At 65.9% G+C, this 17882-nt stretch carries 21 protein-coding genes and 1 pseudogene; 13 read left to right on the plus strand and 9 right to left on the minus strand.

Features of this window, described 5'->3' with window-relative positions:
* Positions 1 to 12: 12 nt before the first annotated feature.
* On the minus strand, positions 13 to 1023 hold the full coding sequence (locus tag TSH58p_RS31370) for an ABC transporter substrate-binding protein (protein ID WP_199230163.1): 1011 nt from the start codon (positions 1021 to 1023) through the stop codon (positions 13 to 15).
* A 249-nt stretch (positions 1024 to 1272) separates the two neighbouring features.
* Between TSH58p_RS31370 and TSH58p_RS31375 the strand changes: the two genes are divergently transcribed.
* The 4 genes and pseudogenes from TSH58p_RS31375 (at position 1273) to TSH58p_RS31390 (ending at position 3826) form a co-directional block, all read left to right on the plus strand.
* The gene (locus TSH58p_RS31375) at positions 1273 to 1611 is read left to right on the plus strand and encodes a DDE-type integrase/transposase/recombinase (protein ID WP_158282625.1); all 339 of its coding nucleotides are present in this window, start codon (positions 1273 to 1275) and stop codon (positions 1609 to 1611) included.
* Between the two features lie 438 nt (positions 1612 to 2049).
* Complete coding sequence (locus TSH58p_RS31380; protein ID WP_109070927.1) at positions 2050 to 2421, plus strand: c-type cytochrome; 372 nt, start codon at positions 2050 to 2052, stop codon at positions 2419 to 2421.
* 26 nt (positions 2422 to 2447) lie between these two features.
* A complete protein-coding gene (locus tag TSH58p_RS31385) occupies positions 2448 to 2744 on the plus strand; it encodes a c-type cytochrome (protein ID WP_158282626.1) in 297 nt (98 codons plus the stop codon).
* Positions 2745 to 2846: 102 nt separating this feature from the next.
* Positions 2847 to 3826: pseudogene (locus TSH58p_RS31390) on the plus strand (zinc-dependent alcohol dehydrogenase family protein).
* A gap of 242 nt (positions 3827 to 4068) precedes the next feature.
* Here the strand turns inward: TSH58p_RS31390 and TSH58p_RS31395 are convergent.
* From TSH58p_RS31395 to TSH58p_RS33470, 3 genes are all read right to left on the minus strand, one after another.
* Positions 4069 to 4863, minus strand: a complete 795-nt coding sequence (locus TSH58p_RS31395; protein WP_158282627.1) for a Crp/Fnr family transcriptional regulator — start codon at positions 4861 to 4863, stop codon at positions 4069 to 4071.
* Between the two features lie 90 nt (positions 4864 to 4953).
* A complete protein-coding gene (locus TSH58p_RS31400; RefSeq protein ID WP_109070930.1) occupies positions 4954 to 5379 on the minus strand; it encodes a hypothetical protein in 426 nt (141 codons plus the stop codon).
* A 367-nt stretch (positions 5380 to 5746) separates the two neighbouring features.
* A complete protein-coding gene (locus tag TSH58p_RS33470) occupies positions 5747 to 5950 on the minus strand; it encodes a hypothetical protein (RefSeq protein WP_162600109.1) in 204 nt (67 codons plus the stop codon).
* On the opposite strand from TSH58p_RS33470, the gene TSH58p_RS31405 reads away from it, so the two are divergent.
* The 7 genes from TSH58p_RS31405 to TSH58p_RS31435 all read left to right on the plus strand — a co-directional run bounded on the left by TSH58p_RS31405 (position 5949) and on the right by TSH58p_RS31435 (position 12812).
* Positions 5949 to 7556: a sensor histidine kinase gene (locus TSH58p_RS31405; RefSeq protein ID WP_158282628.1), complete on the plus strand. Its 1608-nt coding sequence runs from the start codon at positions 5949 to 5951 to the stop codon at positions 7554 to 7556. The two genes, TSH58p_RS33470 and TSH58p_RS31405, sit on opposite strands and share 2 nt — an antisense overlap.
* Positions 7557 to 7640: 84 nt before the next feature.
* Complete coding sequence (locus TSH58p_RS31410) at positions 7641 to 7949, plus strand: hypothetical protein (protein WP_348981733.1); 309 nt, start codon at positions 7641 to 7643, stop codon at positions 7947 to 7949.
* Complete coding sequence (locus TSH58p_RS31415) at positions 7927 to 8472, plus strand: poly-beta-hydroxybutyrate polymerase N-terminal domain-containing protein (RefSeq protein ID WP_109070932.1); 546 nt, start codon at positions 7927 to 7929, stop codon at positions 8470 to 8472. The genes TSH58p_RS31410 and TSH58p_RS31415 overlap by 23 nt, the downstream gene beginning before the upstream one ends.
* 173 nt (positions 8473 to 8645) lie before the next feature.
* Positions 8646 to 9488: a universal stress protein gene (locus TSH58p_RS31420; RefSeq protein WP_158282629.1), complete on the plus strand. Its 843-nt coding sequence runs from the start codon at positions 8646 to 8648 to the stop codon at positions 9486 to 9488.
* Positions 9489 to 9535: 47 nt separating this feature from the next.
* A complete protein-coding gene (locus tag TSH58p_RS31425) occupies positions 9536 to 10360 on the plus strand; it encodes a universal stress protein (protein ID WP_158282630.1) in 825 nt (274 codons plus the stop codon).
* Positions 10361 to 10474: 114 nt separating this feature from the next.
* Positions 10475 to 11023: a hypothetical protein gene (locus TSH58p_RS31430; RefSeq protein WP_146205899.1), complete on the plus strand. Its 549-nt coding sequence runs from the start codon at positions 10475 to 10477 to the stop codon at positions 11021 to 11023.
* 61 nt (positions 11024 to 11084) lie between these two features.
* Positions 11085 to 12812 carry a long-chain fatty acid--CoA ligase gene (locus TSH58p_RS31435; RefSeq protein ID WP_109070935.1) on the plus strand — a complete coding sequence of 576 codons (1728 nt, stop codon included), beginning with the start codon at positions 11085 to 11087 and terminating at the stop codon, positions 12810 to 12812.
* Here TSH58p_RS31435 and TSH58p_RS31440 read toward each other — a convergent pair.
* From TSH58p_RS31440 to TSH58p_RS31465, 5 genes are all read right to left on the minus strand, one after another.
* The gene (locus TSH58p_RS31440; protein ID WP_109070936.1) at positions 12790 to 13776 is read right to left on the minus strand and encodes a ribose-phosphate pyrophosphokinase; all 987 of its coding nucleotides are present in this window, start codon (positions 13774 to 13776) and stop codon (positions 12790 to 12792) included. The genes TSH58p_RS31435 and TSH58p_RS31440 overlap by 23 nt on opposite strands.
* Positions 13777 to 14084: 308 nt before the next feature.
* Positions 14085 to 15446 (minus strand): nicotinate phosphoribosyltransferase, encoded by a 1362-nt coding sequence (locus TSH58p_RS31450; protein WP_109070938.1) that lies wholly within the window; start codon positions 15444 to 15446, stop codon positions 14085 to 14087.
* Between the two features lie 20 nt (positions 15447 to 15466).
* A complete protein-coding gene (locus TSH58p_RS31455; RefSeq protein WP_109070939.1) occupies positions 15467 to 15733 on the minus strand; it encodes a DUF2267 domain-containing protein in 267 nt (88 codons plus the stop codon).
* A 42-nt stretch (positions 15734 to 15775) separates the two neighbouring features.
* Entirely contained in the window at positions 15776 to 16294 is a 519-nt protein-coding gene (locus tag TSH58p_RS33475) for a BCAM0308 family protein (RefSeq protein ID WP_158282631.1), read from the minus strand.
* Positions 16295 to 16372: 78 nt separating this feature from the next.
* Complete coding sequence (locus TSH58p_RS31465; RefSeq protein WP_109070941.1) at positions 16373 to 16945, minus strand: Hsp20/alpha crystallin family protein; 573 nt, start codon at positions 16943 to 16945, stop codon at positions 16373 to 16375.
* Positions 16946 to 17185: 240 nt separating this feature from the next.
* Here TSH58p_RS31465 and TSH58p_RS34755 point away from each other — a divergent pair, with 240 nt between their 5' ends.
* Both TSH58p_RS34755 and TSH58p_RS34760 read left to right on the plus strand, forming a co-directional pair.
* Entirely contained in the window at positions 17186 to 17497 is a 312-nt protein-coding gene (locus TSH58p_RS34755) for a hypothetical protein (protein WP_247874119.1), read from the plus strand.
* A gap of 36 nt (positions 17498 to 17533) precedes the next feature.
* Positions 17534 to 17881, plus strand: a complete 348-nt coding sequence (locus tag TSH58p_RS34760; protein ID WP_247874120.1) for a phosphoribosyltransferase — start codon at positions 17534 to 17536, stop codon at positions 17879 to 17881.
* Position 17882: the final 1 nt, after the last annotated feature.

Below are 17882 nucleotides of genomic sequence, written 5' to 3' on the forward strand. Positions count from 1 at the left end.
GCCCCGGCGCGCTCAGCGGAGCACGAGCTTGCCGTTGTCCACCTTCATCTTCAGATAGGGCTGGCTGTCGCGCATCCGGTTCGCGTCGAAGGTGATCTGGCCGGTGGCGCCTTCATAGCCCTTGCCCAGCTCCTTCAGCGCCGCGCCGATGGCGGCCGGGTCGGTGCTGCCCGCCTTGTTGATGGCGGCGGCGGCGATCTTCACGGCGTCGTAGGTGTAACCGTTCCAGGTCGTGCGGAAGTCCTCGCCGTACTTCTTCTTGTAGGCGTCCTGGTAGGCGCCGCCGTTCGGGCCGATGTAGTTGACCTCGAGCCCGTACTGGCCCTGCTTGGTCTTCGGGTCGCTGTCGGCGGTGGACATGGACAAGAGATAGCCGTACCAGGGCGTCTCGTTCAGGCCCAGCTCGGACGCCTCGCGGTTGATGACGGCACCCTCGCGGCTGTAGGCGGAGTAGACGAACACGTCCGGCTTGGCCTGGGCGAGCTGTTGGAGTTCGCGCCGGTAGGTGGTCTGCCCCTCCGGATAGGCGATGGAGGCCAGCACCTGACCGCCCACCGCCTTGAAATGCTTGGTGAACTGTTCGATCACGCCCTGGCCGAAGGCGTTGTTGGGGGCGATGATGACCGCCTTGCGCCAGCCTTGGGCCATGATGTCGTCGGCGGCGAACTTCGTGGTCACATGGTCGAGGCCGACCAAGCTGAAATGCCCCTCGCCCAGGTCGCGCAGCAGGCCGCTGGTGCTGGCCGGGTTCAGGTGGATGCGCTTTTGCTGCACCAGATACTGGCCGATGGGCAGGGTGTTGCCCGACGAATATTCGCCGATCACCAGCGGCACGTTGTTGACCGTCACCAGCTTGCGCGCGGCGTCGAGCGCGGAGGGCGGGCGCCCGCCGGAGTCCTCCACGATCACCTTCAGCGGCTGGCCGAGCACGCCGCCGTTGGCGTTCACCTCCTCCGTCGCGATCTCGATGCCGCGGAGCTGGTCGGCGCCGATGGTGGCGCTGGCGCCGGACAGAGGAATCACCGCGCCGATGGAAACCGGCTCGGCCTGGGCGGAAAAAACATACGTTCCGCACAACAAAGTCATAGCAAGCGTAAAGCCGATCCTCTTGATCGAAGAAATCATGAAATGCCCCCTGTTCTTTGATTATGGGTGCGTCTGATGCACCGGTCCCATAGGCAAGGTTAGCGGGCAAAATTCCGCATTTGTATCCGGAATTATTAGATTTTTCCCTTAATTGTTGCGGAAATCTGCCGAATTTCCGGAAAATTCTTGGTTCACCCCCGCAACTCTCCAGCCCCGTCGGGTCACGTCGACAGCACCCCCCTCATCGGCGAGCCTCCGGGGGCCGCTCCAATACGCAAGCGGCTCAAGGAATACGGATTCGCACCCACCCAGGTCACCACCGGTGAGCTACGGTTCTATGAAGCCGCCTTCCATGAGATTTGCCTATCGGCCCGCCACGAGCAGGGCCGCCGCAAAAACAACCGGGCCGAGGTCTCGCACCAGCCGCTGCGTCGCTGCGAACGCAAGATGCAGCGGTTCAAATCACCCGGGTCCGCCCAGCGCTTCGTCGCGATGCACGCCGCCTGCAACACCTTCAACCTATAGCGCCACTTGGTTTCCCGCCGCACCTTGCGCACCGTCCGGGTGCAGGCGATGACCGATTGGCAGGCCGCGACCGCCGCGGCATGAACCCGTCAGGGGCTCCGGGCTTCCGGTGCGATGGTTCAGTTCACGTGACAAAGCCGTTCGTGTGTCCTGAAGGCGAGGGAGGACGGAAGCATGGCCGGGCAACCTGGACTGTTCGATCTGCAGGATCGCGACGCAGAACTGAGCAAGAGCGGCGATGGGCAGGCGTTCGGCGAAGATACGGCGCGGGCAGCCATGTACCTCGTACGAAGAGTGGACTTCCTGAGCGTCCCAGCCATAGCATGCAGCTGATCATCGCAGAACCTTTGCGGCTTGCCGCCGGCTTCGGGCGGGCGGCCGTTTCTGCACAAGACGCTTTACAAATTGCACCAGCCCAGTGGCACAGGGAGGCCTGACATGGTCGACACTCCGTGCCGACTGCCCAGCCTAGCGGTCGGAGCAATCATCGTTTCGTCGATTGTTGCCGCGTCCGCGCACGCCGCGTCCGATGGACCAGGCAGCATCGGCTTCGGGCGCCACTTGGCCGAGGAGGTCTGCGGTGAGTGCCACCGCGTGTCGCAACCGCCAACGGCCAAGCCGCCCCCCATGCAGGAGGAGCTTGCTGCGCCCGACCTGGTGGAGCGAATGCGCGATCCAGGGGTGACCGAAATGGCCCTGCGCAGCTACCTGCGGACATCCCACCCAGTCATGCCGAACATCCGTCTGTCCATGGAAGAAACCGACGATGTCGTCGCGTACCTGATGTCCCTAAAGAAAGACTTGCAATGAAGACGGGGCTATGCGCGGGGGTGTTGATGACGTTTTTCGCCATGGCGGACGTGACACAGGCGGCGGACGCGGAAGCGGGCAGAAGCATCGCCGAGCGTTGGTGCGCCGCCTGCCACCTGACTTCGGACAGCAATGCGGACAGCCATGTCGTGCGCGGCACCGACGCGGTTCCGACATTGGCCAGCATCGCGCGCGATCCGAATCGCAGTCCGAATTGGTTGCGGCAATGGCTGACCTTTCCTCACCCGCCGATGCCGGACCTGCACCTTTCACGCTCGGAGATCGATGACGTTATCGCCTATCTGCAAGGGATGTCGCGCTAACGCGAGCCCAACCACTCCGCGCGGCGGGCCTGGATCAAGGTCGCAGGAGGCCGCCAACGTCCAGAACGATCGTGAAGCAGACCTTCACATGGAGGGCTGAGCATGAGAGCGATGATCCTGCCGCAGCCGCGCGCATCGCTGATTCCCGCCTCGCTGCGATCCAGAACCAGGACCGGGCCAAATCCTGATCACTGTGCACGCCTGCGCGGTGTGCCGAACCGACCTGCACGTCATGGACGGCGAGTTGCCACATCACAAACGGCCACTTATTCCCGGCCATGAGATCTTCGGGAGCATCCTCGAAACCGGGCCAGGCGTGGAGCGCCTTCATCTTGGGGACCGCGTGGGCATCGCCTGGCTCGGCTGGAGTTGCGGCGAATGCGTCTATTGCCGCTCGGGACGCGAGAACCTGTGCGACCGCGCGCTACACCGGCTATCAGATCGACGGCGGCTACGCCGAGATGGCGGTTGCCGACGCTCGCTACGCCTTTCCTGTCGACCGATTCTACACGGACATCGAAGCGGCACCGCTGATGTGCGCTGGCATGATCGGTTACCGCGCCCTCCGGGCCGTCGGGGAGGTGGAACGCCTGGGTCTATACGGCTTCGGGGCCGCTGCGCACATCGTCATCCGGATTGCCCGGCACCGGGGTCAGCGGGTTTTCGCTTTCACGCGGACTGGGGATGAGGCTGCACAGGCCCTGGCCCGTGATCTTGGCGCGGCATGGGCCGGCGGGTCTGGAGAGCCCCCTCCGGAGCCTCTGGATGCCGCCATTCTCTTCGCCCCTGTCGGCGCGCTGATTCCAACGGCGCTGCGGGCGGTGGTGAAGGGGGGCACCGTCGTCTGCGCCGGCATCCACATGAGCGACAGACCCTCCTTCCCCTATGACATCCTATGGGGTGAGCGGGTGATCCGCTCCGTCGCCAATCTCACCCGCCGGGACGGGGAGGAGTTCCTGGCCCTTGCGCCCCGCATCCCCGTACGGACCCGCACAACGCCCTTTCGCCTCGCCCAGGCCGATGAAGCTGTGGAAGCGCTGCGCTGCGGGACCGTCACCGGAGCGGCGGTGCTGACCGTCTGAGATGGCGTCCTCCCGCTGTGCGCCCCTCATGTCGACCACACAACGCTGCTCCACATGTTGCCGCGGTTCCGATTCAAGTCTGCCCTGGCGGTGGAATTGACGGCCTGCCACGTTTGTCGACGCAGCATTGCGCTGTGCTGTCGCTGCTGGCACCCGTTCGAATTCAGAATTGCTCTCCCGGTCCTTGCCATACAGCATTTAAATCAACGGCCGAAGTCGATTAAGAATTACTGATGACAGAGTCAATCCGGTGCGGATCGACTGGGAAGCTCCATAACCTGACTTCCGCTCGCCCCAGGCGCGTCCAAGAAGGGTTCCCGGAAATCTTGTGGCAATCGACCGCGGTCCCGTGGATTGGTGAGTGGCAACGACACGTCCTGCTTGGCCAGTGGCTGAGGTGCCGTGGCGTCGTTCATCTCGGCCAGTTCAGTGAGCCGCATCCAATCGAGCACACGCAGGTGGCCTTTCGCAAAGGACAGCAGCCCAGCCGTACGCATCTCCTTGAGCGTCCGACAGACGTGGACCGGTGTCAGCCCTGTGGCATCGGCAATGAGAACCTGACTGATCGGCAGCGTCACGTCCGAAATGTCCGGTGCGGTTCTTTGCCGTTGCCGATTGTAAAGGGCAAGGAGAAGCCGGGCAATCCGCTCCGTGGCGGTGCGGGTGCCGAGCCCGCCCAGGAGCCGCCAATCAGAGATCGTTTCGGCAGCGAGCAAGGATGCCATCCGCAAGGCAACGTTCGGCACCTGTTGGCAAAAGCGCATCAGGGAATGGCGTGGCATCGGACAGACGATCAGATCGGTGAGCGCTTCAACCGTGCAGGGCATGCCACCGTCGGGAGCCCGCTCGAAACCGATCAGGTTTCCCGGCATGACGAAACGCAGCACTTGGCGCCGACCGTTCTCGTGCATCATGGACGCCAGCGCCCAGCCACGGCGAACGATGTAGACCATCTCGTTTTCGTCACCTTCGACAAACAAACTGGCGCCGGCACGGATGGTGCGGACCGGGCGTTTGATCGCCGCCCAGCTGGGCAACTGTTCATCCGCAACGCTTGCACACAACCCGTCACGTCGCAGCGGGCACGCTTGGCAGTCTGATTGCATGACCGCCTCCTCAGCCTGGAGTCAGTGCGAAAGGCTTGGCCGCTCCAGCGGAAGCAGCTGAGCCTGGGCCATGGCGTCGAAAAAAGCGGACAGAATGACATGGGGCGCCACAGGACCTCCCGGCGCCTCCTGAGCCACTTTGAAAGCATCGAACATCGCGCATGCGACCGCCAGCTTCGCGGCGATCCCGAGAGGCGTGTGTGCCGGCGTGCAGACGAGTGACCGCAACACGCTCTGGCAGTCCATCTCCATTGTCCGGTCCGGCGCCTCGCTTGCAACGGACCGGACGCGGTCCATTGCTTCGGCCTGTCCCACCTCGTGTACCCATTGAAAGAGAAACAGCAAATCCTGATCGCGATGCCTGCCGCTCGCCAGGGCCAAGGCAATCGCGTTCATGAGTTCGGCATGGAGATGATCGACTTCCGCAAGGTCACCGGTTGGCATCATGGCCGCCTCCTGTGCAATGCACGGGGTTAAGCTTGAGCACCGCCCTCATCAGGAAAAAGTGGCTTCGAAAACTCGGTTGGGGCTGAGGCGCAGCCACGGGTTTTTCGCCGCCGATCTTTCAACGCTTGGGCTCATCACGGCAACAGTCCCTCATTGTGCCGCTGATTGACTTGATCTGGATCACCATCCGACACGGCTATTCTAATGAGACAAAACATAACCGCAAAATAGGCCGACGAGACTCCATCATACCGTTTGCAGCATACGCAATTAGTAGCATCATCAATGCCAGATATAATAAGAAGAACTATCACGAAATACATGATTCATGTTATGACAAATCATGAACAAACAACAATGTTCTGGATTATGAAATTATTGCATACCTTGTCAGGAAGAGTATAAATAGTATAGCATTTAAAATATTAACGGCAACTTTTTGATGACCAAGAGGTTTGGCAATGCAACTCTTAGCCAGCATCTCGCCGAACTCTCCACCTCCCATAGGTTTGGCGCGACGGAACATCAGCCGCCATCTTCTCAGCGTCGTGGTCACGGCCTTGGCGGCCATGGCGGTCATTGCCGTCAGCTTGGTCGCCTGGAATCTGGCAACACAGCGCCGGTTTGCCGCCGCCGAGATGGCCATCACGGTCCGCGCCATCGCGGCGGCTCTCGATCAGCAACTGCTCGTCACCACCTCGGCCCTGGAGGGGCTTGCCGCGACGATGGTCGTGGATGGCGATCCGGAACGGCTTTATCGCGTCGCTCAGGCGGTCAAGGACAAGCATTCCCACTGGTCGCACATAACGCTTCGCGATGCCGATGGAAGCGTGGTGTTCAGCACCAAAGTTCCATACGGAACGCCCGTGCCGACGGTTGCCGACATCAGCCCCGAGTTGGCCAAGGCGACGACCACCGGACAACCGCAGATTTCCGGCCTGTTGTACGGACCCATCGCCAACGAGCATGTCGGCGCCGTCCTGATGCCCATTCAGGCAAAGGAAGGCAAGCGTTACGCACTCATCGCGGTGGTGACGACCTCGAAATGGGAAACCCTCCTTCGCGAGCAGCCGATCTCCGACGGTTGGGTGGCTGGGATCATCGACCGGAACGGGGTGGTCGTCGCGCGAACGCGCGCTGCCGAACGGTTCGTCGGCAAACCAGCCCCCGGGTGGGTTCAAAAGGCGATCCAGACGGCGCCGACCGGGCAGGCAACCGGCCCCGCTCTGGAGGGAGAGCCGTTGGAGCTCGTTTTCTCGCGTTCAAAGGTGTCGGGATGGACGGTCGCGTTCGCCGCGCCGGCCTCCGTGTTCGAGGAGCCCCTGCGGCGATCGCTGTGGTCGGCGGCCCCCATCAGTGCCCTTGCGCTCGGCTGCGCCTCCCTCCTGGTGCTGCGCTACGCCCGTCGGCTGTCCAGGTCGGTGACCGGGCTGGCGCAGGTTGCGGCAGCGTTGCAGACACCCGGAGCGGCGTTGCCGCCGCCGCCGCCGACCAACCTGGAGGAATTGGCCTCGGTCTACGACACGATGCGGAACACCAGCGTGCTCCTGCGCCGGGCGGAAGACCAGCGGATCATGTCGATGCGCGAACTTCAGCACCGGGTCAAGAACGACCTCCAGGCGATCCTGAGCCTGCTTGCGTTGGAAGGCGGCCAAGCCAAGTGCGAAGAAACCATCCGCATCCTGGAAGAACTTCAGGGACGGGTCGAGGCGCTTCGCCTCGTCCATTCGCGCATGTATGAGGCCAGCCAGGTCGGCGTCGTGGAGTTGGGAGACTATCTTGTGGAATTGTGCGCCAACGCCGTAGCCCTTCATGGACGCGGCCTTGCCGGTGGCATCGCGCTGCGAGCCAGCGTCGACCATGTGTATGTCGACCACAACACCGCCGTCTCACTCGGGCTGATCGCCAACGAGTTCATCACCAACAGTGCCAAGCATGCGTTCCCACAGGGAAGCGGGACGATCACCCTCGCCTTACTCGTGACGAAGCCAGGGAAGATCCATCTGAGGCTGTCCGACAACGGCGTTGGCCTGCCGCCGGAGCGGGTACGGTCCTCCGGCCTCGAATTGATCACCATGCTGGCCGAGCAGGTTGGCGCGGAGTCGGTGTGGACAACCTCGCCGCAAACCAGTTTGCGGCTGACCCTTCACATCGGAGACGCAGGACACACCGATTGAAGCCGGGGCTTGCTAACCTGGGTTAAGGTCCACGCGGTTCGATCCGGCCAGACTGCAGTCACACCCGTGACCAGGGAGGCCGTCATGATGATCACGATCGAGGACTGCATCGGGCTGAGTGGGCTGACCCGCGAGGAGATCGACGCCATCGCCGAGCATGAGCATTTGCCGGAGATCGTCGCCGCGGAACTCGGCTCCTACCTCGACCAGACCCCGGAGGGACAACGCACCATCCGCCGCATGATCGAGGATGACATTGCCCATGCCATGGCCTGCCGGGACATGAAGCGCGCCGGTATCCTGAAGATCGTTCTGGCGCATTACGTCCGCCATCACGAGAACGAGGAAGCGGTGCGCAAGGGAGAGGGCGATGGTCACCACACAATCGCCTGACAGGGACGACTTGCGGACCGCCAAGGGCGGCGCACCGCCCCGGCTCGCAGCCGCGCCGGGGCCTCAGGACGGGGCTTTTCCCAGCCCGCCGGCCCGCAGCCGCGCCACCGCCCGCCGAAGCCCCGCCTACAGCTTTCCCTACCTGCCGATCCGCGGTGAGTTGATTGACCACCTCGTGCACGCTTGGCAGAGCCGATTCACACTGTCGGTTTCTCCGGCGACCTTGGCGCTCGCCTTCGCCGACTGGACCATGCACGGACACAAAACCGGCATCATCGCGGGGCCCGACAACCCCAAAATCCACTTCCGCCTCACGGAACGCGAGGCCGACGCCCGCTACACCGATCCCGACACCTGGATCGCGACGGCACCGCTGCGCTCCGGCTCCTGGTGGCCGGCATGGACCGATTGGTTGATGCGCCGATCCTCGTCCAAGCATCCGCCCCCACCGACCTTTGGCGAACCTGAACGGGGCTACCCACCCCTGGGGCCGGCTCCGGGCCGCTACGTGCTGGAGCCATGAATTCCTTTCGGTGCGGACGGTCGCCGTGACGGTCCCGGCGTCCGCGCCGCCCCCGTCTTTATCCAGGTTCCCGTCTTTATCCAGGTTAATGTCGCGATCCTCATACGTGCCAATGCTGTCTCACGATGCTCGTCGGGCGACAACGCCCCTTCACACGACCAGGAGACGCGGCCATGTCCTACCGGGAAATTCTCGTCCAGTTCGATGATTGCCCGGCCGGCGCGGCACGGGTCGAAGCGGCCATGCGCCTGGCGGAGCAGCATACGGCGCACCTGACCGGCCTCGTGCTCGACATTCGGCCGCGCATTCCCATGTCCATCGACGGCGGCGTTCCGCAATTCGTGACCGAGACGCTCAACCGGTCCGCGGCGGAGGAGACGGAGCGCACGGTCGCCAGGATCGACGCCTTGCTCGACCGGCAGCGGTGCGTGGCGGAACGGCGGATCTGCAAGTGCGATGACACGGCGATCGACAGGGCTCTGGCCCTGAACGCCCGCTACGCGGACCTTCTGGTCCTCGGCCAGGCGCGGCCCGGCCATTCGGCGCTCGTCGGCCGCCTGGAGATCGAAACGGTGGTGATGTCCTGCGGGCGGCCGGTGCTGCTGGTTCCCCAAGCCGGCCTCCGCCCCACCATCGGGAAACGGATCGTGGTGGCCTGGGACGCGGGCCGGGCGGCGGCGCGCGCGGTCGCCGATGCCATGCCCATGCTCGAAAAGGCGACATCGGTCACGGTGCTGGTGGTCGACGCGGCATCCACGCCAAGCGGTCACGGCGCGTTGCCGGGGGCGGACATCGGCACCCTGTTGGCCCGCCACGGCGTGACGGTGGAGGTGGCCTCCCTGTCGTCGGAGGGCAGCGACGTGGCGGATGTGGCGTTGAACTGGATGTTCGACCACGATGCGGATCTGCTGGTCATGGGTGCCTATGGTCACTCCCGCGCCCGCGAATGGGTGCTCGGCGGAGCGACGCGCTCGATCCTCGACCGTATGACCGTCCCGGTGCTGATGTCCCATTGACGCTTCGGCGACGGGCATACCGATGCGGGCAAGACCGGGAGGTCATCATGGACATCAAGACGATCCTCGTGCCGTTCGCCCGGGATCTGCACACGAGCGCCGGCCTTTCGACGGCCATCGCGGTGGCGCGCCTGATGGGCGCGCGCCTCGTCGGCCTCCATTGTCCGGCCGAGACCGCCCTGCCCTGGTACATCGCGGCACCGGTCGCCATCCCACCGATGCCCGATCCACCGGTTCCCGATCAGCCCTCGGCCGAAGCGGAACAGAGCTTCATCGCCCGGTGCAGCGCCGCCTGCCTGAAAGGCGACTGGATCGCCGATCACGGCTTCCTGCCCGAGCGGCTGGCCTTCCACAGCCGTTACGCCGACCTGATCGTCGCCGGCCGCGGTGATGGAGACCCGAAAGGCAAGGGCGGACTGTCGCCACGCGCGCTCGCCCAACTGGTGCTGAGCGCCAGCGCGCCGCTGCTGATCGTCCCGCCGGGGCCGGAGGAAACGTTCCGGCCGCAACGCGTGCTCGTTGCGTGGAACGAGCGCCGCGAGGCCGGCCGCGCCTTGCACGGCGCGCTGCCATTCCTGCGTCACGCCAAGGAAACCATCCTGCTCTCCGTGCACCCGCCGGGGTACGACGACGCGCCCGACCGCCGCGCCCTGGCCTATCTGGAGGCGCACCGCATCCAAGCGGACGCGCGGATCAATTTCGCCGCCGAGTTCGAAGCGCCCGGAGCGATTCTCGCCCAGGCCCGCGCGGTGGAGGCGGATCTCCTCGTCATGGGGGCTTACGGCCACGCCCGCGTGTTCGAACAAGCCTTGGGAGGCGCCACGCACCATGTGCTGGAAACCGCCGATCGGCCGGTGCTGATGGTGCATTGAGCCGTGGCGGACCCGCACACCATCGCCGCGCCACAGGAGACGGGGGAGGCCCGCGTCCCTCTGGACGCGAAGATCGCCTTTCTGCGCAAGCCCGAGGCCTAGGAGCTTCCGACAATGGAGCGTAGATCCCTATGGTGCACGCTCGCGCTGTTGATCGCCACGACCGGCTTTGCTCCGGAACTGGCCTACGGCAAGGACCGGGTGGTGGGCTGGCGACTGGAACGCGATGGCGCGGGCTATTGCCTGCTCCTGTCGGAATACCGGATCGGCGGACGCCCGGAGATCGATGCCGCCATCGCAATGTCGGTCACCGGCGATTTCAGGACGTTCCGGCTGCATGTCTTCCGCGCGGACTTCGCCTTGTCGGTCGGCGCCGTCTATGACGCCGTCGTCAGCATCGACCGGCGCTGGACCGGGCAAGGCATCGTCGAGGTCCCGGTGCCGGACATCTTCAACCTGGGCCTGCCGTTGACGCGCGACCTGCTCGATGCCCTGATGCGCGGATCGAGCCTGTCCGTCCACGGACGGCGCAGCACGGTATCCATCCTGCTGAGCGGGACGAGCAAGGCCATTCCAGCCCTGCTCGACTGCGTGGCGGGGCGGCCGGGACGGCCGGGCATCAACCCCTTCGAAGCGGAGACGGGGGCGGGCGACATGATGTGACGTCCGCCAAAACGCACCCGCACCGGGTTTCCGATGGTTCCCATCAACGCAGGGGCACGCCATGGACAGCGCGACGGAACCGCCGACAAACGGATGTCAGCCCTGGGAAGCGTCCTATCCGGCCGGGCTCGACTGGCGCACCCCCATCCCCGAGCAGCCGCTGCACCGGCTGGTGGAGGAGGCCTGCGCCGCCTTTCCCGACACCGTCTGCCTCGACTTCTATGGAAAGCGGATCACCTACCGACAAACCAGCGGCCTGATCGACCGCGCCGCGCGCGGGCTTCAGGACCTGGGCGTCGAAAAGGGAGGCAAGGTGGCCCTTCTGCTGCCGAACTGTCCCTATTCGGTGATCGCGTTTCACGCCATCCTGAAGGCCGGCGGCGTTGTCGTGAACCTCAACCCGCTCGCCTCCATCGCCGAGTTGGCCGATCAGATCGAACATTCCGGGACCGAGGTTCTGATCACGCTGGACCTCGTCCCGTTCCGCGCCAAGCTCGACGCGCTGGGATGGCCGGGCCGGCTTCGAACGGTCGTCGTGGCGCGCATGGCCGACGCCCTGCCATTTCCAAGGAACTGGGCCTATCGGCTGCTCAAACATCGGGATGTCGCCCGCATCCCCCGGGACGACCGGCATGTGTGCTTCCGCCGTTTGCTCGCCGACCGTGGCGCGCCTCGGCCGGTGGCGGTGCAGCCGCGCGCCGACCCCGCGGTGCTGCAATACACGGGCGGCACCACCGGCGTTCCCAAGGGGACCCTCCTGACCCATGCAGGCCTGTACGCCAACACCATCCAGTGCCGCCGTTGGTTCACCGGCGCCGAACCGGGCCGCGAACGGGTGCTGGCGGTGTTGCCCTTCTTCCATGTGTTCGGCATGACCGGCGTAATGAACTTCGCCCTGGCGCTGGGGGCGGAGCTGATCCTGCTGCCGCGCGTGGACGTGCGCGAGATTCTGGACACCATCCAGCGCAAACGCCCGACCATTCTCAGCGGCGTGCCGCGCCTGTTCCAGGCCATTGCCGCCTTTCCTCGTCTGAGTCGCTACGATCTGTCGTCGCTGCGCCTGTGCGTGTCGGGAGGCGACAGCCTGCCGCCGCTTCTGCTGGAGCGCTTCCAGCAGCTCACGGGGGCCTATCTGGCCGAAGGCTACGGATTGACGGAAGCCTCACCAGTGGTGACCTGCAACCCGTTCAGTGGACTCAACAAGCCGGGCTCGGCGGGCCTGCCGCTGCCGGGCACGCTGGTCGAGATCGTCTCGCTGGACGATCGCCGCACGCTCCAATCCCCGGGCCGCATCGGCGAGGTCTGCGTGAGCGGGCCGCAACTGATGGCCGGCTATTGGCAGGACGTGCCGGCGACCGCGCAGGCGATGGACGGCGGCCATCTGCACACGGGGGACATCGGCTTTCTCGACGCCGACGGTTACCTGCACATCGTGGACCGTCTGAAGGATCTGATCGTCGCCGGCGGGCAGCATGTCTACCCGCGTGCCGTCGAGGCGGTCATCAAGCGGCATCCGCAGGTTGCCGATGCCGCCGTGGTCGGCGAGCCCGACCCGGTGCGCGGGCAGGCGATCCGCGCCTTCGTCGTGCCGCAGTCCGGGGCCACGCTGTCGGAAGCGGATTTGCGCGCCTTCCTCGCCGATCGCCTGTCACGCTTCGAGCAGCCGCAGCGGATCGAGTTCCGCACGACGTTGCCGACCTCGACGATCGGGAAGATCCTGAAGCGAGACCTCATACCCGGACGGCCAGGGAACGATGACCGGGAGATCAATCGGCCAGCAGATCGCTGACGGACCCGCCTCCGTGGATGCGGGCGATGGCCTCCGCGAGCAGCGGCGCCGTGCCCAGCACCGTCACGCGGCGGGACACCAGCTTCTCCGGCAGGCGGAACGGCGGCAGCGTGTCGGTGACGACGACATGGTCGAAGAGCGGCGACGCGACGACCGTCGGGGCGCCGCCGACGAACAGCCCGTGCGTGGCGAGGGCGAAGACCGGGCCTCCGCCCGCCGCGCGGCAGGCCGAGGCGGCGCGCATCATCGTGGTGCCGGTGCTGATCAGGTCGTCGAGGATCGCCACCGTCCGCCCCTGGACGTCACCGACCAGCGTCCCGCCCCGCACCACGCTGCCGCTCCGCGTCTTCTCCATGAAGGCGAGCCCGACGTCGCGGCCCAGGGCGCGCTCCAGGGACTCCCGGAGCCGTTCGGCCCGCTTCACCCCGCCGACGTCCGGAGACACCACGGACACGCCCCCCTGGCCGACCAATGACGCCAGATGCGCCGTGAACAGCTTGCGCGCTTCCAGATGCTCCGTCCGGCAGCGAAAGGCGTTCTCGAACGCCGCCTCGTTGTGGACATCGACCGTGATGACCCGGTCCACGCCGACCGCCTCCATCATTCCGGCCAGGTAGCGCAGGGTCACGGGATCGCGCGGCTTGGTCCGGCGATCCTTGCGCGCGTAGGCCAGATAGGGCGCAACGACGGTCACGCTCGCGGCGGAAGCGTCCTTCACGGCGCCGACGAAGAACAGCAGCCGGCACAGCTTGTCGTGCACGCTGCGCCCGGCGTCGCCGTGAAGGGACTGCACCACGTAGACGTCCCTGTTGCGCACCCCCACCAGCGGACGGACCTTGAGTTCACCGTCTTCGAAGCTCCGCTCCTCATGAAGGCCCGCCGGCACCCCCAGGCCCTCGGCGATCCGCGCCCCATGTCCCCAGTCCGGGTCCAGATCGAACAGCAGGATGCCATCGTTTCCCATGGGAGCCTCCTCTGGCCGGACACGGCTCATGGCTGATCGGCGGGGCGGGCCGCAACCCGTCTCAGACTGCCGTCCATACGCCTGGCGTACACTTCCACCTCGTGGCCGAGATCGCACACCCGCTCCGCATCTCCAAGCGCCGCCCTGAGAGCGTCACGCCGGGACGGAAAGAAGCCGGCGCAGGTGCCGCCCTGCATGCACACGGTCCACGCTTTCCGCTGCCGCTCCACGATGTATTTCAGATGCAGACAGGAATGCATGACACCCCCCCATCCGTTCCGCCACGACCCTTCGGCCGTGGCTCCGTTTCACGCGGTGTCGACCCGCCGGTCCGCCTCCCGGGCAAGGCGTTCCAGAACCGGAGCGATCTCCACCAGGAGAGGACGCCCGGACGTCTGATGGGACAGGTCCTCCGGAAGGGATGCCAGTTCTGCCGTCGCGTGGGCTCTGATCGCCTGAAGGTCCGGCAGAGGCGCCACCCGCTGACCGCCGCGCATCACCGGAACCAGCAGGGGCCGGCCCTCCTCGTCGTTGTCCATGGTCGAGAGCCGGTCGGCCTCGATCCGCCCATCCGGCCCGTAGCGCCGAAAGATCTGTTTGCGTCCGGGCCACGTCGCCTTGCCGGCGGACCGCTTGCGCCGCGGCAGGCCGGCGTACTCCACCAGTTTGTAGGCGCAATCCAGCGCCGGCGCATCGCTGGAGGTCCCCAGGCTGGTGCCGACACCGAAGCTGTCGATGGGTGCCCCTCCGTCCAGGAGGTCGGCGATCCCCGTCTCGTCCAGGCCGCCGCTGGCGATGATGCGCGTCTCGGAAAGGCCGCCCTCGTCCAGGATGTCTCGCACCCGGCGGGAGAGCGCGGCCAGATCGCCGCTGTCGAGCCGTACGCCGTCGATTCGGATGCCCTCGGCGGCCAGATCGCGGGCCAGCGCGACCACCGACCTCGCCGCCGCTTCGGTATCGTAGGTGTCCAGGAGCAGCACGGGCCGGCGCGGGCGGGAGCGTGCGAAGTTGGCGAAGGCGTCCCTCTCCGTGGCGTGGGCTTGGATGAAGGAATGGGCCATGGTGCCGACGGCGGGGATGCCGAAGCGCATGGCGGCCAGCGCCGTCGCGGTTCCTGCGAACCCCGCCAGATAGCTCGCCCGCGCGGCCAGCAGCGCCGCCTCCGCTCCATGCGCGCGGCGCAGCCCGAAATCGATGAGCGGGCGGTGCCGCGCCGCCAGCACCAGCCGTGCCGCTTTCGACGCGATGACGGTCTGCAGATGGATCAGGTTGATCAGGCGGCTTTCGACGAGCTGCGCCTGCGGCAAGGGTGCCGTCACCCGCAGGATCGGTTCGTGGGCGAAGAAGACCGTCCCTTCGGGCAGCGCCTCCACGTTCCCGGTGAAGCGGAAGCCCGCCAACGCCGCGACGGCCGCGTCCGAGAAGCGGCCCTCCGCGCGGAGCCACGCGATCTCGTCGGCGCTCAACCGGGCGCTCTCCAGGAAAGCCACCGCCTGTTCGAGCCCGGCAGCCATCAGGAAGTTCCGCCCCGGCGGCAGCTTTCGCACGAACAGCTCGAACGACGCGATGTCGGTCAGACCACGCTCGACATAGGCCTGGACCATGGCGAGCTGGTAATAGTCCGTCAGCAGCAGGCTGTTGCCATCCCTGTATCCGTCCGGCTCCGGCATGGTCGTCCCTTCCCTCGCCTTCAGGCGCAAATGCCCGACAGGTCCCGAACGTCGCGGGGCAACGCGCTCACCACCTTCTCAAGCTCGCCGTAGGACAGGCGAGCCATCAGCAGGTCGAAGACCGCACCGCTCAGGCGGACGGCGTCGGGTTCGGAGTAGCCGTGCATCCCGGTGCGGACCACCTGAAGGAAGTCCTCCAGCGAGCGGTCGCGGTACGGCGCGCGGGACGGCTGCCAGCCCTCGCAGTAAAAGCCGCGGACAAGCATGGGCATTTCGGTCATGCTCATGAGAGCCACCGTCGTCGCGATGGGGGATGCCGTGGCCCCGGTTCAGTCGCGCTTCCAGGCGACGCGGACATAGTAGGCATCTTTGTCGTAGTGGAAGTCGAGGTCGCCAGCATAGGCGTGGTGCAGGGCCTCACCGATACGGCGGGGCAGATGCACGTCGGTGGTCGTCACCACCACGTTGCCGTCGCGATCCTCGACGTCGATGATCCGGTGCAGGGGGTGCTCGTCCTTTTCCAGGCGCTCCTGGTGATGGACGGCGGCCAGGATCTCGTCGCGATGCGAGCCGAGGAAGCCGCCGGACAGGGTCACGGTGCCAGCAGGGTAACGGTCGTTGGCGCGGTGGCAGGCTTGGCACACTTCCTTCACGGCATCGACGGCGGGCAGCCCCCAGCTCCACCGCCCGTGGTGGTAAACGGCACCGCATTGCGGACAGACCGTCGGATCGGACAGCTTAGCCGCCCGCTTGTATGGGTCATGGACATGCTCCTGGATCAGACGGTCGCGGCGGGCCGGTTGCGGACGCTGATCGCGGGGACGCGGTTCGTGGATGTGCTCGCCCATGGTGAACCTACCGGTGAAGGAAAGGGAGTGCCGGCGTGGCCCGGCACTCGTTGACTCCGTGCCGCGACTCCGTGCCGTTCAGGCCTTCGCGATGTCGATCTTCCGCTTGGACGGTTGACCCGGTTCGGTCTTGGGAAGGGCGATGGTAAGGACCCCGTTCTTCATGCTGGCCGCGATGCGGTCCCGGTCCACATTGGCGGGAAGGCGGAACGACCGCGCGCACAGGCCGTAGCGGCGCTCCGAGACGTAACGGCTGGCGCCCGTCTCCTCCTTTTCCTCGCTCTTCTCGGCCTTGATGGACAGGACGTCGTCCTGGACGCTGAGGTCCACGGATTGCTCGTCCATGCCGGGCATTTCCATGGTCACCCGATACTCATCCGCCCGCTCCTCGACCTCGGCCGGCGGCGCAAACGCGGCGCCCTCCAACTCCGCGCGCAGCAACGGTTCCAGATCGAACGGCGAACGCCGGCTCCACGGGAAGCGGAACATTGACGACGCCTCGTCGAACAACCGGTCGAATTCGTCGCGCAATGCCAGGATCGGGTGCCGGTTGCGGGCGGCGATCTGCTGAGCCGCCGCGCCGGTGGAGGTGATGTCCCGCCGGGAGGTCTCGTCCTGTTTGGGATTTTCCGTCACGTTCGTGTCGGCCATGGGAGTGCCTCCTGCTTGTTACGGTGGCGTGTGCGCCGTCTCCTCTATCGACCAAAAGCGGCTCAGGCACGTTAACTTGGATCAAGCATCCCCCGGACCAAGACCAAGCGATGGGGAGGTAGCCCCACCTCCTGTTGCCGGAGGTGCCCTTAACCTGTGTGAAGAGAGCTTCCCCAAAGGACGCTTAAACACGTCGAACAGTGGCAAGCGGGGGACAGCATGACGCCAGGATCAACAACGATGAGCGGCCCCGGCATTCCCTTCCGGTTCCGCAACCGGAACGAGGCTGGCCGAGGCCTCGCCGCACGGCTGACACACCTCTGCGACGAGAAGCCGGTCGTCCTGACTCGGCCGCGCGGCGGGGTCGCGGTGGCGGTCGAGGTGGCAGGAGCACTCCATGCGCCGCTCGACATCGTGCTCGTGCGCAAGATCGGCGCGCCGTTCCAGCCGGAGCTGGCCGTCGGTGCCGTGGCCGATTGCGGCCATGTCGAAACCGTTATCAACCCGGATGTTGCGGACTTCGTGCCCGAAGCCTGGATAAAAAAGGAGTAGCGGCGTCAGCTTCGGGAGATCGAACGCCGGCGAGCCGTGTACATCGGCGACCGTCCGCGCGTGCCGGTCGCCGGGCGCACCGCCATTCTCGTGGATGATGGCATCGCGACCGGGGCGACGATGCTCGCCGCCCTGCGGTCGGTGCGCCGCGCGAACCCGAAGCGGCTGGTGCTGGCGGTGCCGGTGGCGCCGATTGACATCCTGTCGGAACTGCGGAACGAAGCTGATGAGGTCGTCTGTCTCCAGGTCCCGCATCCGTTCGGCGCCATCGGCGCCTTCTACGAGGACTTTCACCAGCTCGATGATGCCGAGGTCGTTCGCCTGCTGGGTGAGGCGTCACATCCACACCCTACGCCCGCCTCGACATCGGATCATGCGCTGTGAG

The sequence above is a fragment of the Azospirillum sp. TSH58 genome (assembly GCF_003119115.1).
Taxonomy (GTDB): domain Bacteria; phylum Pseudomonadota; class Alphaproteobacteria; order Azospirillales; family Azospirillaceae; genus Azospirillum.

Coding starts and splice junctions, on each gene's coding strand:
- TSH58p_RS31380 (WP_109070927.1), top strand. CDS start 2,050: ATGGTCGACACTCCGTGCCGACTGCCCAGCCTAGCGGTCGGAGCAATC.
- TSH58p_RS31385 (WP_158282626.1), top strand. CDS start 2,448: ATGACGTTTTTCGCCATGGCGGACGTGACACAGGCGGCGGACGCGGAA.
- TSH58p_RS31400 (WP_109070930.1), bottom strand. CDS start 5,379: ATGATGCCAACCGGTGACCTTGCGGAAGTCGATCATCTCCATGCCGAA.
- TSH58p_RS31405 (WP_158282628.1), top strand. CDS start 5,949: ATGGCGGTCATTGCCGTCAGCTTGGTCGCCTGGAATCTGGCAACACAG.
- TSH58p_RS33470 (WP_162600109.1), bottom strand. CDS start 5,950: ATGGCCGCCAAGGCCGTGACCACGACGCTGAGAAGATGGCGGCTGATG.
- TSH58p_RS31410 (WP_348981733.1), top strand. CDS start 7,641: ATGATGATCACGATCGAGGACTGCATCGGGCTGAGTGGGCTGACCCGC.
- TSH58p_RS31415 (WP_109070932.1), top strand. CDS start 7,927: ATGGTCACCACACAATCGCCTGACAGGGACGACTTGCGGACCGCCAAG.
- TSH58p_RS31420 (WP_158282629.1), top strand. CDS start 8,646: ATGTCCTACCGGGAAATTCTCGTCCAGTTCGATGATTGCCCGGCCGGC.
- TSH58p_RS31425 (WP_158282630.1), top strand. CDS start 9,536: ATGGACATCAAGACGATCCTCGTGCCGTTCGCCCGGGATCTGCACACG.
- TSH58p_RS31430 (WP_146205899.1), top strand. CDS start 10,475: ATGGAGCGTAGATCCCTATGGTGCACGCTCGCGCTGTTGATCGCCACG.
- TSH58p_RS31435 (WP_109070935.1), top strand. CDS start 11,085: ATGGACAGCGCGACGGAACCGCCGACAAACGGATGTCAGCCCTGGGAA.
- TSH58p_RS31440 (WP_109070936.1), bottom strand. CDS start 13,776: ATGGGAAACGATGGCATCCTGCTGTTCGATCTGGACCCGGACTGGGGA.
- TSH58p_RS31450 (WP_109070938.1), bottom strand. CDS start 15,446: ATGCCGGAGCCGGACGGATACAGGGATGGCAACAGCCTGCTGCTGACG.
- TSH58p_RS31455 (WP_109070939.1), bottom strand. CDS start 15,733: ATGAGCATGACCGAAATGCCCATGCTTGTCCGCGGCTTTTACTGCGAG.
- TSH58p_RS33475 (WP_158282631.1), bottom strand. CDS start 16,294: ATGGGCGAGCACATCCACGAACCGCGTCCCCGCGATCAGCGTCCGCAA.
- TSH58p_RS31465 (WP_109070941.1), bottom strand. CDS start 16,945: ATGGCCGACACGAACGTGACGGAAAATCCCAAACAGGACGAGACCTCC.
- TSH58p_RS34755 (WP_247874119.1), top strand. CDS start 17,186: ATGAGCGGCCCCGGCATTCCCTTCCGGTTCCGCAACCGGAACGAGGCT.